Source organism: Vallitalea guaymasensis, assembly GCF_018141425.1.
In the GTDB taxonomy this organism is placed as follows: Bacteria; Bacillota; Clostridia; order Lachnospirales; family Vallitaleaceae; genus Vallitalea; species Vallitalea guaymasensis.
In genome coordinates, this window is record NZ_CP058561.1 from 224,122 (window position 1) to 240,690 (window position 16,569).

The following is a 16,569-nucleotide window of genomic DNA, read 5'->3' on the forward strand; positions in this document are numbered from 1 at the left end:
AGGTTGCAGGTTCTTAAAAACTTACAATGTTGCAACCTTAAACACTCTATCATAAATCAGGTAATTTCCAGTACCATGCATTACCGCTGCGTTTGGATTCCACCTCCAGATTTTTCTTAGCTTGGTCAAGCACTCGCTTGGATATCCCCATTGCAGATGCCTTATCCCAAATCTCTTTTTGTCTGACTTCGCCATCCTTGAGCATATCCTCAATCAAATCTTCTGCCATCTGCTGCTTGCTCTCGGATGTTCCACCGGATAACAGGGCATCAACGGATATGTCATAATGCCCCAGCCATTTAAAGCCGTTATCCTTACACAGTTCAAATGCTACCGATGTACCCTCTGGAGCTAAAGAGCTCTTATCATGGGCTATCACTCTAATCTGTGGGTTGTCTTTAACTCGTCCAATTATAAGTACACTTCTGGCTGTAGCTTGGAAGTCGATAGACCCAAGCCCACGGTATGTGGATTTTGAACCTTTAGCCTTGTTCATATGTCCTATAAGAACAATGGCACAGTTGTAGCTTTCAGCTTTAGATGAAAGCCTGTTCAGCACTGGGCGTATTTCATTTGCCCTGTGCATATCAACATCGCTGCCCAAGTATGCTTGTATTGGATCAAGGATAATTAATCTTGCTCCAGTTTCAGCTAAAGCCTTCTCCAGTCTTTCATCTGACATGGACAGCGGACCAACTGATTCATCTATAAACATTATTTTTGAGCAATCTGCTCCTGCTGCTTCAAGTCTAGGTTTTATAGTATCCTCATATCCGTCTTCAGCAGTTTGATATACTATATTTATAGCTTCTGTTTCATTTTCTGTACACGGTAATGCAGCACCATTGCTCAGCAATGCTGCAAGCTGCAGGACAAAGGTTGTTTTCCCTTCTCCCGGGTCTCCCTGCACTATAGTAATTTTCCCATACGGTATAAATGGGTACCATAACCAATCCACTTCTTTGGACTCTATTTCGCTCATGTTTATGATTTTTAGTTCCGGTTTTTTTTGTTCTTCTATGTTCAAATTTTGCTCCTTTTCATTGAGTTTTCATTTGGAGCTGTGGTATAATGTTATTTAATGTTAGATATACACAGCTCCATGAGTTGTTATGTCGCTAAAAATTCTTATCTTGCCGGATAGGAATTTTTTATTGCCAGCCCTTCCATTGTTACAGTTATCAGCTCTAATCGGTCTAGCAATTCATCGCTTAATAAAGCTTCATCTGAAACTCGTTTTAGTTCCACTAATACGCTGTTCATTTCATCCCGCAGTGCTTTGTACACTCTAGGATTACCAACAACCACTATGTCCTTTTCGAAACATCGCATGATTAAATAGTCCTGCTTGCTTAAGCCTGACAATTTAACCCTTGTATTCAGTTCATCCCACTCCTGCTCTGACATTCTGAATGAAACAATCTTGTTTCTCCATCTGCCTTTACCGTCATTCCTTTTTTGCATGGTTTACCCCCTTTCCATATCCAGTCTATTTGCCATCTCCATCTGTTTTGATGGAAATAGGTGCGCATAACGGTATGTAATATCAATACTTTCATGACCTAATCTGTCAGCTATTGCAACTGCAGAAAAACCCATTTCAATTAACAGTGAAACATGAGAATGACGGATATCATGTACACGTATCCTCTTGATACCTTGCTCTTTTGCACCCCTTGTCATCTCATGATGAAGATAGCTTTTTGTAATAGGAAACATCCTGTCATCAGGTTTGATTCCATACATCATGTTGATATACTCTTGTATTTCTTCTGTTAAAAAATCCGGCATAACAATCGTACGATTGCTCTTTGGAGTTTTAGGCTCAGTAATAATATCCTCACCTTTGATGCGTTGAAAGGACTTATTTATGCGCACTGTTTTCTTGCTGAAATCAAAATCTGCAGCTGTCAATGCCAGTAATTCACCTGAACGTATACCACACCAATACAGCACCTCAAATGCATAGAATGACAGTGGCTTATCCATCATTGAATCTGCAAATTTTAGATATTCCTCCTTTGTCCAGAATAGCATCTCTTTGCTCTTTTCTTTGCCCATATTTCCAGCCTTTGCTGCAGGATTAGATTTCAACTCATAGAATCTAACTGCATGGTTAAATATTGCACTCAATTGATTGTGCAATGTTTTCAGATATGTGGGCGAATATGGCTCACCTTTGTCATTGCGGTATGCAATCATTTCATTTTGCCAGTGTATTACATCCTTTGGCAAAATCTGATTTACTTTTTTTCCGCCGAAATAAGGTAATAGCTTTTTCTGGATTATAATCTCCTTTGCCCGTCCAATCAGTATATCTAGTGATTGCATACCATGTATTCTTTTTATTGTCCTTATATACTGACATACTCTCCTCCTACTGCACCTTTCCTAAGCCATAAAATTTTTCTTCAAAATATTTACGACTTACTCGTCCTGCGATTATTAGGTAACCCTCCTGCTTTAATTGCTCATTCAATCTTTTTACGACTTTATAAGCATACGGCTTTGATACCCCCAGTTCCTTTGCTACTTCACCTGCTGTAATAAATGTGTTCTTCATCTAACCTCCTTGTAGTTCAATATAGTTAATTTCGCCTTACGAATATTAACCTTTCCGTTAGTATGTATATAATACACTAACAATATAGACAAGTCAAGCATTATATATTCATTTTCGTTAGTTTTATATAATATTTCTTGCGGTATCGACTATTTCATGGTATATTTATTAACAGTTAGTATGATTTACAGAGGTGATAATATGTCTTACATAGGCGAAAAAATTAAATTTTTTAGAAAGTTCAGGGGATGGACTCAAAAAGAACTGGGCATCAAAGCTGGTTTTGCAGAAAATTCTGCAGATGTTAGAATTGCTCAATACGAAAGTGGAAAACGTACTCCTAAAGGTGAAGTTATTCCTGCACTTGCTTATGCACTTAATATCAGCCCTTTAGCATTAACTGCTGATACAAGTAGTTATCATGGATTGATGCATACTTTCTTTGAACTTGAAGATAAATATGGTTTAAGGGTTACGGAGATTGATGGGAAATATTATTTGCGATTTGCTACTGCTACCCTAAATGGAATTGAAATGAATAGTGAGCTTAGCGATTGGTATAATGTTTTCAAAAGTTATAAAGATGAAGATATAACCGTTTATGACTATGATGAGTGGCGATATACATTTCCTAAACAACGTAATGATGAAACTCAGAAAGAATTAAATAAGCTAGCTGTCATGAAGAAAAAGATGAATGAAGAAAAGCTAAGCAAGGATTAATTACAGACATTATTCTATATGGTGTCTTGCTTTCTTTTCCAGCAGGTAATATTCATATAAACGCTCTCTAAGCCAAATTATATGCAAGGTGTATTGATGATAATACTTGTTGGTAAGATATTAATTGATTACAAAGCAAAAAAAAAACTAATAATCAACCCAGCATCATACATGAAATTAGAGTGAACATAGACATATGAGAACTTCTAAGCTATTTGTCCGCAGGTCGTACCTATGTCTAACCATAATTATTTTAAATTGATTACAGAGTTAAACTCCTCATATATTACCCCTAATATGTGGATTTTTGTTAGGGGTGTACTGGGCTAAAAAGAATAATCTATGTTGGTTTTATGTGTTGCCATATGATATACTAAATTTGGCATAAATGTAATTTAATTTTCAAGTATTTCTAAGACGAGGATAGAACTGTGATTATACTTTATTTATTATTATTTATTATTCTGCTCTATATTATATATGAATTTTTCTTTTGGATTACTCATCGTAATATGTTAAACGACAGTGAAGTTAAGATATTAGCCAAAGGGCGACAAGTTGTCTTTCATAATAGTTACTATGATTACAATAAACAAGAGTGTTCTGTAGATAGGAAATTTAAATCTAGCTTAAAGCCAACAGGAAAAATATACACAATCAATGAATCTCTATATGATATTCCAACTATAGCAGCAGCTTTATTAAAATACAAGAAACACGAGTGGGTTATTATCGCACTCGAATCAAATAAAAAGCTCCCTTATCTTTATGTCAATAAAGGATATGACAATTCATCCGTTTCCTTATTCTGGGGTTATGATGAAATAGTAGAATTTTGCAAGAAAAATAATGTTACAACAGTTTTGCAATTTCACAATCATCCAAATAGTAATCCTAACTATTATGATTGCACAAAGCCAAGTCAACAGGATATACTGTCTGCTAATGAATTTTCAAAAATATTGACACATGGAAACATTAATCTTATTGAATATGTTTGCGAAAGAGGTTTTCCATATAAATATTACTTTAATTACAACGATAACATTAAAAAGCTATCTGAATTTTGCGATGAAATAACTACAATAAATGGGACTTCAAAAAGCCAAAATTATAAACTACATAAGGAGCTAAGACAATTATCGAGAGTGTCTTATATATAAGACCTTACAATTATTTTTGATTATATTGAGTGAACTAATATATTTCAAAATACATAATTAAAAACTGAATGATGCGGAACTATATATAGCTATCCTCTTTAAAACATGAAAGGTTAAATACGATTCAATATATGGATGAAAAACATAATTTTTATAATACGTTCGAGGATATGGCAACCAGTCATTTCCAATGCTTTCTTTGCGGAGAAAATCTAAATGATAAAAATGTTTCCAAAGAGCATATTATACCTAAATGGGTGCAAAACAAGTTTAGTCTTTGGAATCAGACAATGGTATTGCCAAATCAAACTACAATTAAGTATAAAAATTTGACTGTTCCATGCTGTAAAAATTGCAATAATATTATTTTAAGCCAAATTGAGAATCAATTTATATCAGCAGTAGAAACAGGGATTGATGCCATTAGGCAATTAAATGAATTGTTGATTGTACAATGGATTGTAAAAATTAAATTTGCATTATTATTTAAAAATTTGGTTTTAAAAATCGATAGAACCGATCCCAACAGTAAGACAATAGTAAATGATGAAGTTATAAAATCCTTTGATATAACTCATACACTGTTACAAACAATCAGATTTCCAACAAACTTTATAGGACCTAAACCATGGTCACTATTTATTTATGATATACATGACAATGATAATACCTATTATATGGGTGATTATTTAGAAAGCGACTTAATATATTTCCAATTAGGTAACATAGGCTTAATACTAGTTCTGCTTGATTGTGGGATTAACATAGATATGTTCAATGATGTGTATGGCATTTTTTCAAATCAAATAATTCATGAAGTACAATTTAGAGAAATATGTGCAAAAATACATTATAAACAGCATACTAAAATTAAAGAACCATATTATACAATTAGAATGCCAAATGAAAATTTACAGACTATGGATTTTATTACTACAGAATCTTATGGCAATACTTTTGAAGGTTGGAGCCAAGAAACTTATGCTCATTTTCTACACCATCATTTAAGGAAATGGGCTATACCATATGATGAATTATATCATGGAGGAGATTTAGTCAGCTCATACCTTAAAACTGATGATGGGAAATTTAGGATTTATAGAAGTTCAGACCCTACAGATTTTTATGGCATATGATTTCCTTTCTTGAAACAAACCATCATAAAAACATTAAGATCTGAATTCCTCAAATAGAGCAAACTATCTTCTACTCATTTTTTGTTATCAATCTGTTATCAAAAATAGTATCACAGTAATTCTTAGATAGAATAAGCACCATATATAGTATAAATGTATCATATTACACACTATATATGGTGTGTAATCGCTTATTCACGAACCAGCAGGTACTACTCCCACTCAATAGTAGCCGGTGGCTTACTAGTAATATCATAAACAATTCTATTAACATTATCTACTTCATTAACAATACGAACAGACATTTTTTCTAGTACATCATAAGGTATTCTAGCCCAATCAGCTGTCATTCCGTCTATACTAGTTACACCTCTTAGAGCTATAGTATAATGATATGTTCTTTCATCACCCATTACTCCAACACTTTTTGAATTAGTAAGAACTGCGAAATACTGCCATATCTCTTTATCAAGACCAGCGTTTCTTACTTCTTCTCTAAAGATATAATCTGCATCTTGTAATATTGCAATTTTGTCTTTAGTGATATCTCCTATGATTCTTATAGCAAGTCCTGGACCTGGGAATGGTTGACGGCTTACTAAGAATTCAGGAATACCTATTGCACGTCCTACATCTCTAACTTCATCTTTGAATAGATCTCTTAGAGGTTCAATAATCTCTTTGAAATCAACATAGTCAGGAAGTCCTCCAACATTATGGTGACTCTTGATAACTGCTGCGTTCTTAGTTCCGCTTTCAATAACATCTGGATAGATAGTTCCTTGAACCAAGAAATCAACAGTTCCTATTTTTTTAGCTTCAGCTTCAAAAACTCTGATGAATTCTTCACCGATAATCTTACGTTTTCTCTCTGGATCACTTACACCTTCTAATGCTGATATGAATTGCTCTCCCGCATTAACACGAATAATGTTCATGTCAAATTCTTTCTTGAATATTCGTTCTACATCGTCACCCTCATTTTTACGAAGAAGACCGTGGTCAACAAATATACAAGTCAATTGTTTTCCTACTGCTTTATGGATAAGTAATGCAGCTACAGATGAATCAACACCACCTGAAAGAGCACACAATACTTTTTTATCGCCTATTTTTTCTTTTAATAATCTAATTTGCTCTTTAGCGAAATCAGTCATTACCCAATCGCCTTTGCAGCCACATACATTATATAGGAAGTTTCTTAACATCTTAGTTCCTTCTGGTGTATGAACTACTTCTGGATGAAATTGAACAGCATATAATTTTTTTTCTACATCTGCCATAGCTGCAACTGGACATGTTTTTGTAGTCGCAATAACTTCAAAACCTACTGGTGGTTTGCTTATATAATAAGTATGACTCATCCAGCATGTTGTATTTTCTTCTACATCTTTAAACATAAGATTATTAGTATTGACTGTTAAATCTGTTTTACCATATTCTCTATGCTGTGCTTTTTCAACTTCACCACCAAGAACATATCCCATTAATTGAGAACCATAACAGATTCCAAGAACAGGAATACCAAGTTCGAATAGTTCTTTTTCCAACATAGGTGCGTTTTCTTCATAGACAACGCTTGGTCCACCTGTGAATATAATACCAACAGGGTTTTTCTCCTTTATTTTACTAAGTGGAGTATCAAAAGGCATAACTTCACAATAAACGCTAGCTTCTCTAACACGTCTAGCAATCAATTGTTTGTACTGTCCACCAAAATCCAAAACAATGACTAATTCATGCTTCATAGATTATATCCTCCTAAAGATTGTTATTTATTTATGTTATTTATAGTAATGTAATGAGTTAATAAATGATTATACTTATTGTTACAGTCACAAATTAACTATTATAATCTATCAATTAATATTAAAATAATACCTTAGACATATATATACTGTCAACTCATTTTACTTATTTCTTCAACTTTTATAAAATAATTTTACATTCTATATGTATAAAAGTAAAATTAACTTATAAAAAACAGTTGTTTCCTATATTATATAGAATCCAAATAATAGATACTAGTATACGGTTCTTAAGACTTTTTATAATAAAATAAGGACTACCTCCTGATACACCATATTTAATGTATCTGTGAGATAGTTCCCATATATTTCTATGATACAATAATTAACTTTTTACACTACCTGCTGTTACACTCTCTATAATCTGCTTCTGTGCAAAGAAGTAGAAGATAATAACTGGTATTATACTAAGTGTTAAACCTGCAAGTGCTAGGTGCCACTGTTTAGTATATTGACCGAAGAAATAGAATATCCTAAGAGGTATTGTATGAGTTTCTTCATTATTAATAGTCAATGATGGTAATAGGTAGTCATTCCATATCCAAACCATATTTAACAGTGCAACTGTTATGGATATAGGTTTCAATATTGGAAATATAACATATATATAAGTTTGCAAACTATTACATCCATCTATAGTAGCAGCCTCATCCAAACTACGAGGTATACTTTTAATAAAACCATGGTACAGGAATATGGACAAACTGGAACCAAATCCCAAATACATAAATATTATCCCTGGTATATTCAACATGTGCAAATTACCCATTAAACGAACTAATGGAAGCATAACAGATTGAAAAGGTATCAACATAGCCGCTATGAACATATATAGAATAAGATTAGCTATCTTATTATTCGTTCTCTGAATCATCCATGCAGCCATAGAAGCGAATACAATTATTACTACAATACTTATAAGTGTTATTAAAAACGAATTAAAGAATACTTTTATGAAATCCAGTTCTTTCCAAGCTTTTATATAGTTATCAAAATTCAAACCTTTTGGTAAGCTTAGAGTATTCATGAACAATTCTTTTTTCGTCTTGAATGAGTTAGTAAGTATGATATAAAATGGTGCTAAAAACAATAGTCCTAGTACACTACCTATAATTCCTGTAATAACTTTATTGGCTTTCATTACATCTCCACCTCCCCTTTCTTAGAAAAATACACTTGAATAAGGGAAATCAAAGCTATAACTACAAAGAAAATGATTGCCTTTGCTTGTGCCTGACCCATCTTATTGAACTTGAATGCTGTATTGTAAATGTTAAGAGCAAGCATCTGTGTAGAGTTTCTTGGTGCTCCACCAGTTAATGACAAGTTTTGGTCATATAGCTTAAAAGCATTTGATAAAGTTAAGAATAGACATACTGTAAATCCAGGTCTTATTAATGGGAATATAATATGTTTCATTCTAGCCTTGAAGTTAGCTCCGTCAATCTTAGATGCCTCTATAAGTTCAGTAGGTATATTTTGCAATGCTGCAATATATATGATCATGATGTATCCTGACATCTGCCAACACATAAGGATTACTAATCCCCAAAATCCTGTTTCTGTAGTGGATAACCATCCAAGCATCCATTTTGCGCCTGTTGCGTCACCAATCATAGCAAATACTTTAACAAATATAAATTGCCATATAAATCCTAGAATTAATCCTCCAATAAGATTAGGCATAAAGAATACAGTTCTAAGTACATTCTGGATTTTTAATTTTCTGGTTACTATTATTGCTAAAGTAAATCCTATAATATTAATTAATAATACTGATGCTACAGCAAATAAGATCGTAAATAAAAAGGAACTGCCAAAGCCCTTATCACTGAAAATTTCAGCATAATTACTAAATCCTATAAAGCTTACATCACTTTTAATACCATTCCAGTCAGTGAAGGAATAGTATATTCCAAATATGAATGGAATAATTACTGTAATAGTAAATGCTATAAAACATGGTGCAATAAATCCATAAAAAGCTACTTTACTTCGTCTCATATGCAAACCTCCTTAACTGTTTTTTTGTTTTGATTATTATGCTATTTATCATAGCCTTTTATGCTGTTAATACTTTATATCCATATATAAAGCAGAAAACAGTCTATTACTTGCTAACCGTTCACTGCTTTATATTATATTTCATATTGCTAATTTATTATTTTCTTCCTTCAGCCCATTTATCTTTGGCATCTTTTAATAAGTCTTCCCATGATAAGTCACCTAATAAATATCCTTGTATATCAGCTCCTAATACGTCCATACCCCAACCTGTTGGATATCCCATGAATACCCATGGCATTGTTTTACCTTCGTTGCTGTATCTTAAGATATCTTTAGCAAGTGGATCACTTGGTTGAAGTTCATCTGATTCATAACCTGAAAAAGCAGGAATGAATTTGAAATCATTAATGATTCTTTTCTTACCTTCTTCAGAAGTATATAACCAGTTCAAGAAATCTTTTGCAGCAGCTACTTCAGCTTCGCTCTTAGCGCTGTTTACTGCCCAGTAGTTAGGAATTCCAACTGGAATAGAATCTTCATTAACACCTTCAAGTGGTAATGGTAATAATCCAATATTTGAAGCAAGTTCTTCATCAATACCAGCTATACTTCCATATGCCCAGTTACCTTGTTGAATAAGTGCAACTCTACCGATTGAGAACATTTCTTCAACTTGTGTAGAGTAGTCTACGCTGTTTAATGAACCTCTTGTTCCATCTGGTTGATATGCATAATCTGCTTGAAGATCAAGTAATTTCTTCCATGCATCAGCATATGGCATTTCAATTGTCTTAGCTTCATAAGCTTCATTTACAGATTTGAACTCGTTAGCGAATTGGATATTTGCAAGATGTAATCCTGTTACCCAAGTCTCTTTTGCTGGGAATGCAAATACTGCTTTTAATTCTAATTCATCTTTCATAGAATCTAATTTTTTAACTGCTTCTTCAAGAGCTTTGAATGAAGTAATTGTTGCTGGATCAATATCAGCTTTTTCAAAGATTGCTTTGTTGTAGATTAATCCATAACCTTCTTGGTTGAATGGTAATCCGTATACTTTACCATCAACTGTAACTGAATCCAAAGTTCCAGCAAATGCTGCTTTAACCCATGGTTCTTGTGATAAATCTGCTAAGTTGTCTTTCCAATCATAAACATCTTGTAAACCACCAACATTAAATATTGCAGGTTCTTTTCCCGATGCAAATCTTGATTTCAAAGCCGCACCATAATCGTCTCCGCCACCTACTGTTTCAATATTGATAGTTATATTTTCATTTTGCTTCATATATTCATCTGCAGCAGCTTCTAGAGCCTCTTTTGCTTCTACTTTAAATTGAAAAATATCAACAGTTGCTTTTTCCTTATCATCTGTCTTAGTATTTGATTTACATCCTGCTATAGCAAATACTACTACTAGTAAAATAGATATAGTTTTAAAAATCTTATTTTTCATTTCTATTTCCCCTTTTCTCTGATTTTCTCGCAATCGCTTGCATTTATTGGTACTAATCATTATCTAATGGCAAAAATATGTAAATAAATTCTTTTACATAATTTTTAGATAAATCTTTTTCCTTATTATGTTAGTATAACCAATATTTGCTTGGTTATTAATAATGCAACCGTTTGCCTTACAATTGAAGTATATCACGTGATTTATAAATTGTCAACAAAAAAAAGAAAATTCTGCACCAGCAGTTTATTAATACTCAACAAATTGCCTAATAATATACTGTTTAGTTGATTTTAACTTTTAATTGTTATATAATGATTTTATAATAAATCTTAAAAAGGAAGTGTATCAATGTCCGTAACAATCAAAGATGTAGCTAATCGTGCAAACGTTTCCCCTTCAACTGTATCAAGAGTTATCTCCAATAACTCCAGGATCAGTGATGCAACGAAAGAACGTGTGAGAGCTGCAATGGCAGAATTAAATTATCAACCGAACTTGATAGCAAGAAGTCTTACCAACAAATCCACCAAGACCTTAGGACTTCTATTACCTGGTTCCAAAGCTGATTTGTTATTAAATCCATTCTTTGTTCAAGCAATGCGTGGTATCAGTTCTTATGCAAAAGAAAAAGGATATTATATACTTTTTACACATGCTGATAATGATGAAGACGAAGTTGAGGTTCTATCCAACCTAGTTGGTAGTCAATGGGTTGATGGAATCATCTTGACAACTGTTAAAGATAATGATAGAAGCATCGCTTTTCTCCAATATAGGAAACACCCTTTTGTAGTTATCGGAAAGCCTGATGATGAAAAGAATACTTATTGGGTAGATAATGATAACATAAAAGCAATGTATGATGTTGTAGACTTGTTAATCAAGAAAGGTAATAAGAACATCGGATTCATTGGTGGCTCACACGAATTCAAAGTAACCAAATATAGATTGCTTGGTTATTTGAAAGCTTTAAAAGTCAATAATATAAAAGCAGACCTTAATCTTATATATGAAAAAGATTATACTGAAGAAGCAGCCTACGAAGCTACCAAGGAAATGATAGATTACCAAACACCTGATGCCATAGTTACAACAGATGATCTAATTGCTTTTGGAGTGCAAAGAGCCCTATTGGAGCAAGGAATCGAAGATGTATCTTTAGTGGGTTTCAATAATACTGTCATATCTCAGTATAAAAAGCCAAGTATTTCATCCGTTGATATCAACGCCGAAAAATTAGGCATGTTTGCTGCTAAACTTCTTATTAATCAAATAGAAAATATTCCAATGGAAACCAATAATTATATTATTGATACAAAACTAATAGAGAGAGATTCTACAAAATAAAGGATATACTATATTATTAAAAGCATATTTACCTTGATTTATAAGTTCTAGGTATTAATATCTCCAATAATATAGTACATCCTTTTTATTTATATAGCTATAGCAAAGTTCTAATTCTAATTATTCTTTATTTCTATTTTATTATTCTTAGTTGCAGTGTATTTTTGTTTAAATACATTGATAGTAACATCATCGCCTGATATTAATTCTATTACTACAGAGTTACCCACTTTTACATTAAGAAGACTGTCTCTGAATAGAATCCTGAATGAATATTCTTGCCATGACTTTGGTAAAAATGGTGAAAGGTATAATTCATTATCTTTAACTTTCAAACCTCCAAAACCATGTACTACAGACATCCATGTACCTGCCATACTTGTAATATGAAGTCCATCATCACTATCACAGTTGTAATTATCAAGATCCAGTCTAGCAGTTCTAAGATATAGCTCGTAAGCTTTTTTCTCATAACCTAACTGACTAGCGATAATTGAGTAGATACAAGGTGATAATGAAGATTCATGAACTGTTCTAGGTTCATAGAAATCAAAGTTACGCTTGATAGTATCCATATCATATCTCTCATTGAAGAAATAGATACCTTGCATAACGTCTGCTTGTTTTATGAAACAAGAACGTAATATTCTATCCCAAGACCAATTTTGATTAATTGGCAGATTACCTTCAGGTAATTCTTTCACTAATATCTGTTCTTTATCCATATATCCATCTTGTTGAGAGAAAACTTTTTCGTCTTCAATATATGGATAGTACATTTTATCAATTATATCTTTCCACTTATCTACTTCTTGTTCTTTTAATTCTAATTTGTTCAATAGCCTGTCATAGATATCACTATATTCGCTCTTTACATAGTCAAGAGCTTCCATTGCATATCCTAATGTCCAGCTGGCTATTGTATTAGTATACCAGTTATTGTTTACATTGTTTTCATACTCATTAGGACCTGTAACCCCTAGAATCATATATTTATCTTTAGCTTTATTATAGTTAACTCTATCAGCCCAGAAACGGCTTATCTCAACTAAAACTTCAATTCCATAATCAGCTAGGTGTTTCTTGTCTCCAGTGTAATTAACATAATTGTATATAGCGTATGCTATGGCACCATTTCTATGAATTTCTTCGAATGTTATTTCCCATTCATTATGGCACTCTTCACCATTCATAGTAACCATAGGATATAATGCACCCTTGAAGCCTAGCTTTCTAGCATTTTCTTTTGCTTTTTCAAGATGATTATAACGATATATCAATAGATTCTTAGCAATTTTACTTGGTGAAGTACTTAGATAGAAAGGTATACAATATGCCTCTGTATCCCAATATGTGCTACCTCCGTATTTTTCACCAGTGAATCCTTTTGGTCCAATATTCAATCTTTGATCTTCACCTGTATATGTCTGATTAAGATGGAATATATTAAATCTGATTCCTTGCTGTGCTTTTTTATCCCCTACTATTGTAATATCATTCTCTTCCCATTTGCTGTCCCATGTTTCTTTGTGAGCCTCAAACAAATTGTCAAATCCTGATTCATAAGCTTTATTTACTGCACTGACAGATTTATTAACTAAGTCTTCATTATCATAGTCTCTATTAGTAACTGCTGAAATGTATTTTGTTAGAGTAATTTCATCTCCAGTTTTAGCAGATACACTTAATAGATTAGCTACATAATCTTCTTCAGAAATTAAAGTCATTTCTTTTGGCTGGATCTTATCATTTTTATTTGATAATTCATATTTCATGGCACATGAAACACGGAAGTCCAGTTTTTTGGTTCTCATATTAAGATAACATAAATTATCTTCTGCCTTTTTATCTACTTCTTCCCAGAAGTATTCATCATAATTAGAATCTTCATTGACTACTTTTCCATCAAGATATGGATTCAATGTTATTTCACCATCATAATTCAATGGGATAACAGTATATTTTATAGCAGCTATCTCAGATTCAGCCATACTTAAAAATCTTTTGCTGATTATTTTAGTTTTGTTATTGTTTTTATCAACAGCAACAAAACTTCTTTCTAAATAACCATGTTTCATATTTAGTATACGTTGAAAATCGATTACAGTACACTTTGCAATATCTAGTTCCAATCCATTAATTTTAACATCAATTCCAATAAAATTAATACCATTAAGTACTTTTGCAAACCACTCTGGATAACCGTTTTTCCACCATCCTACTTTGGTTTTGTCAGGGTAATAGATACCTGCATAATAAGTACCTGAAAGACTGTCGCCTGAGTATTTTTCTTCGAAATTACCACGTATGCCCATATGGCCATTCCCAAGACTCATAGCGCTTTCAGATACCCTATTATATTCAGGTTCAAAACCCTCTTCTATAATAAGCCAATCATCACTATTAAAATATTCTCTCACGAATATTTACACCTACCTTTTCAGATTATTTTATGTGCAAACGGTTGCGTTGATGATTAAAATTATATTATAGTTTAACAAATAAATCAAGTATAAAATGAATTATTTTTTGCAATTAATTAATTCATTATTATAATAATTATGAAAATGTCAACTATAATTAATTTATTAAGCCTTATTTTGGAAGCCTGATTGTAAAAGTTGTTCCTACTCCAATATTACTCTCAACTTCTATTTTTCCTTTATAAAGCCCTACAATATGTTTAACAATAGAAAGACCAAGACCTGTTCCTCCCATGTTTCTTGAGCGTCCCTTATCCACTCTATAGAATCTCTCAAATAATCTAGGTATATGCTGTTCTTCAATTCCAATGCCTGTATCAGTCACTTCTATAATTATATCTTCTTCTGATTCATCACATGAAATTATGACACTACCTTTTTCAGTATATTTTATTGCATTATCCATAAGATTAATTATCAACTGCTTAATTCTATTTCTGTTGCAGTTATAAGTTACGTTTTTCTTGACTCTAATATCTATATTAATATCTTTATTTTCTAATTTTGGGTTTAGTATTTCTGTAACTTCATTTATGATTTCTCCTATATTATTATCACTGCTGTTTTTTTCATCTTCCATATTTTCTATTGCAGAAAGTGATAGTATATCTTGAATCAATAATGATAGTCTTTCTGTTTCAATATCAATTATATCCAAGAATCTAGCCGCAACTTTTTCATCTTTTATAGCTCCATTTTTAAGGGTATCAACAAAACCCCTGATTGATGTCAGTGGAGTGTTCAATTCATGGGTTACATTAGATACAAAATCGCTTCTCATGGTCTCTAACTTCTTCATTTGTGTTATATCCCTGATTACAAGTAGAGTTCCCATGGTTTTTATACTAGCACGTTTTGGTGCAAATATGGGATTCGCATATACTCTAACAGTTTTATCTTTTTTATTACTTTTTATAATTGTTTCATCCACAATATACTCATTCTGTTCTATTGATTTTTCTAGTACATTGAAAATAGTTGTGTTACGTATTACTTCATAGATGGATTTACCTACTATATCTTCTTGTATGTTCAGTATCTGGTTCAACTTACTGTTATATAAAAACACTTTATAATCTTCATCAACTGCAACCACACCATTAATCATACTACTTAGAACCGACTCAAATTCCCGATTCCTTTTTTCCAATTTCCACATGTTGAGGCTAAGTTTAACTGACATATCATTGAACGCTTCAGCCAACTTTCCTGTTTCATCTTTACTTCTTATATATATCTTATCATTATAGTTACCCTCTGATATTTTAATTGCTGCCTGGGTCAATTGTCCAAGGGGCTCCATAAACCTCTTAGTTACTATATAAGCAATAATCACAGCAATTACAGCACCGATTAAAATACCATACACAACATATTTAATCATATCTATTGCTATATTCTGTATCTCAATCAAAGGCATAGATAATCTTAGAACACCTTGAAATCCTTTTATACTTATAGGCAAAGCAGTATATAAATAATAAGTCCCCAATGTATCACTATATCTGATTTTGGATGCAATCTCTCCTTTAATGGCACGAGAAACTTCATTTCTAAAGGCATGATTATCCATTATACGGTAATCTTCATCTGAATCAGCTACAACTATACCTTCCATATCAATAAGGGTAATTCTAACTTCCGATTTGCTAGAATATCTATCAGCAAAAGCTTGAAAATCCAAGCTGTCATTTTCTGCTTCATTAGTTAATATATCTATCAATAACTGTCCTTTGGTTTCTGTATCTTTTCTAACAGTATCTCTAAAATATTGATTACCTTTATTCCATGAAAATAAAACAGCTATGATAATTGTCAATGAAATTATTAGTATATAAGTTGCCATTAATTTTTTTTGCATCCTATCACACCTTTACAAT

General features: G+C 32.4%; 13 protein-coding genes and 1 pseudogene. 4 read left to right on the forward strand and 10 right to left on the reverse strand.

Features of this window, described 5'->3' with window-relative positions; all coding sequences use genetic code 11:
* Positions 1–49 precede the first annotated feature (49 nt).
* The 4 genes and pseudogenes from HYG85_RS00980 to HYG85_RS00995 form a co-directional block, all read right to left on the reverse strand.
* Positions 50–1,027 carry an AAA family ATPase gene (locus HYG85_RS00980; RefSeq protein ID WP_330619202.1) on the reverse strand — a complete coding sequence of 326 codons (978 nt, stop codon included), beginning with the start codon at positions 1,025–1,027 and terminating at the stop codon, positions 50–52.
* A gap of 101 nt (positions 1,028–1,128) precedes the next feature.
* On the reverse strand, positions 1,129–1,464 hold the full coding sequence (locus tag HYG85_RS00985) for a plasmid mobilization protein (RefSeq protein ID WP_212691917.1): 336 nt from the start codon (positions 1,462–1,464) through the stop codon (positions 1,129–1,131).
* Between the two features lie 3 nt (positions 1,465–1,467).
* Positions 1,468–2,368 (reverse strand): annotated as a pseudogene (locus tag HYG85_RS00990) (tyrosine-type recombinase/integrase).
* Positions 2,369–2,377: 9 nt separating this feature from the next.
* The gene (locus tag HYG85_RS00995) at positions 2,378–2,563 is read right to left on the reverse strand and encodes a helix-turn-helix domain-containing protein (RefSeq protein ID WP_212691919.1); all 186 of its coding nucleotides are present in this window, start codon (positions 2,561–2,563) and stop codon (positions 2,378–2,380) included.
* A 201-nt stretch (positions 2,564–2,764) separates the two neighbouring features.
* Between HYG85_RS00995 and HYG85_RS01000 the strand changes: the two genes are divergently transcribed.
* The 3 genes from HYG85_RS01000 to HYG85_RS01010 all read left to right on the forward strand — a co-directional run bounded on the left by HYG85_RS01000 (position 2,765) and on the right by HYG85_RS01010 (position 5,585).
* Entirely contained in the window at positions 2,765–3,286 is a 522-nt protein-coding gene (locus tag HYG85_RS01000) for a helix-turn-helix domain-containing protein (protein WP_212691920.1), read from the forward strand.
* A 512-nt stretch (positions 3,287–3,798) separates the two neighbouring features.
* Entirely contained in the window at positions 3,799–4,449 is a 651-nt protein-coding gene (locus HYG85_RS01005) for a hypothetical protein (RefSeq protein ID WP_212691921.1), read from the forward strand.
* A gap of 131 nt (positions 4,450–4,580) precedes the next feature.
* Positions 4,581–5,585 (forward strand): hypothetical protein, encoded by a 1,005-nt coding sequence (locus tag HYG85_RS01010; RefSeq protein ID WP_212691922.1) that lies wholly within the window; start codon positions 4,581–4,583, stop codon positions 5,583–5,585.
* A 212-nt stretch (positions 5,586–5,797) separates the two neighbouring features.
* Here the strand turns inward: HYG85_RS01010 and guaA are convergent, their stop codons facing one another.
* The 4 genes from guaA to HYG85_RS01030 form a co-directional block, all read right to left on the reverse strand.
* Positions 5,798–7,333 (reverse strand): glutamine-hydrolyzing GMP synthase, encoded by a 1,536-nt coding sequence (gene guaA, locus HYG85_RS01015; RefSeq protein ID WP_212691923.1) that lies wholly within the window; start codon positions 7,331–7,333, stop codon positions 5,798–5,800.
* Positions 7,334–7,718: 385 nt separating this feature from the next.
* Complete coding sequence (locus HYG85_RS01020) at positions 7,719–8,534, reverse strand: carbohydrate ABC transporter permease (protein ID WP_212691924.1); 816 nt, start codon at positions 8,532–8,534, stop codon at positions 7,719–7,721.
* Positions 8,534–9,397 (reverse strand): carbohydrate ABC transporter permease, encoded by an 864-nt coding sequence (locus HYG85_RS01025; RefSeq protein ID WP_113674613.1) that lies wholly within the window; start codon positions 9,395–9,397, stop codon positions 8,534–8,536. Before HYG85_RS01025 ends, HYG85_RS01020 begins: the two co-directional genes overlap by 1 nt.
* Positions 9,398–9,554: 157 nt before the next feature.
* Complete coding sequence (locus tag HYG85_RS01030) at positions 9,555–10,856, reverse strand: ABC transporter substrate-binding protein (RefSeq protein ID WP_212691925.1); 1,302 nt, start codon at positions 10,854–10,856, stop codon at positions 9,555–9,557.
* 351 nt (positions 10,857–11,207) lie between these two features.
* Between HYG85_RS01030 and HYG85_RS01035 the strand changes: the two genes are divergently transcribed.
* Positions 11,208–12,206, forward strand: a complete 999-nt coding sequence (locus HYG85_RS01035) for a LacI family DNA-binding transcriptional regulator (RefSeq protein WP_212691926.1) — start codon at positions 11,208–11,210, stop codon at positions 12,204–12,206.
* Between the two features lie 116 nt (positions 12,207–12,322).
* Here the strand turns inward: HYG85_RS01035 and HYG85_RS01040 are convergent, their stop codons facing one another.
* Together HYG85_RS01040 and pnpS are read right to left on the reverse strand one after the other, a co-directional pair.
* A complete protein-coding gene (locus tag HYG85_RS01040; RefSeq protein ID WP_212691927.1) occupies positions 12,323–14,626 on the reverse strand; it encodes a family 65 glycosyl hydrolase domain-containing protein in 2,304 nt (767 codons plus the stop codon).
* A gap of 175 nt (positions 14,627–14,801) precedes the next feature.
* Positions 14,802–16,550, reverse strand: a complete 1,749-nt coding sequence (pnpS, locus tag HYG85_RS01045) for a two-component system histidine kinase PnpS (RefSeq protein WP_212691928.1) — start codon at positions 16,548–16,550, stop codon at positions 14,802–14,804.
* Between the last annotated feature and the right edge of the window lie 19 nt (positions 16,551–16,569).

What these genes read in the sequence shown, in the direction of transcription:
- guaA (WP_212691923.1), bottom strand. Translation starts at nt 7,333, where the DNA reads ATGAAGCATGAATTAGTCATTGTTTTGGATTTTGGTGGACAGTACAAA.
- HYG85_RS01000 (WP_212691920.1), top strand. Translation starts at nt 2,765, where the DNA reads ATGTCTTACATAGGCGAAAAAATTAAATTTTTTAGAAAGTTCAGGGGA.
- HYG85_RS01010 (WP_212691922.1), top strand. Translation starts at nt 4,581, where the DNA reads ATGGATGAAAAACATAATTTTTATAATACGTTCGAGGATATGGCAACC.
- HYG85_RS00985 (WP_212691917.1), bottom strand. Translation starts at nt 1,464, where the DNA reads ATGCAAAAAAGGAATGACGGTAAAGGCAGATGGAGAAACAAGATTGTT.
- HYG85_RS01020 (WP_212691924.1), bottom strand. Translation starts at nt 8,534, where the DNA reads ATGAAAGCCAATAAAGTTATTACAGGAATTATAGGTAGTGTACTAGGA.
- HYG85_RS01005 (WP_212691921.1), top strand. Translation starts at nt 3,799, where the DNA reads ATGTTAAACGACAGTGAAGTTAAGATATTAGCCAAAGGGCGACAAGTT.
- HYG85_RS00995 (WP_212691919.1), bottom strand. Translation starts at nt 2,563, where the DNA reads ATGAAGAACACATTTATTACAGCAGGTGAAGTAGCAAAGGAACTGGGG.
- HYG85_RS01030 (WP_212691925.1), bottom strand. Translation starts at nt 10,856, where the DNA reads ATGAAAAATAAGATTTTTAAAACTATATCTATTTTACTAGTAGTAGTA.
- HYG85_RS01025 (WP_113674613.1), bottom strand. Translation starts at nt 9,397, where the DNA reads ATGAGACGAAGTAAAGTAGCTTTTTATGGATTTATTGCACCATGTTTT.
- pnpS (WP_212691928.1), bottom strand. Translation starts at nt 16,550, where the DNA reads ATGCAAAAAAAATTAATGGCAACTTATATACTAATAATTTCATTGACA.
- HYG85_RS01035 (WP_212691926.1), top strand. Translation starts at nt 11,208, where the DNA reads ATGTCCGTAACAATCAAAGATGTAGCTAATCGTGCAAACGTTTCCCCT.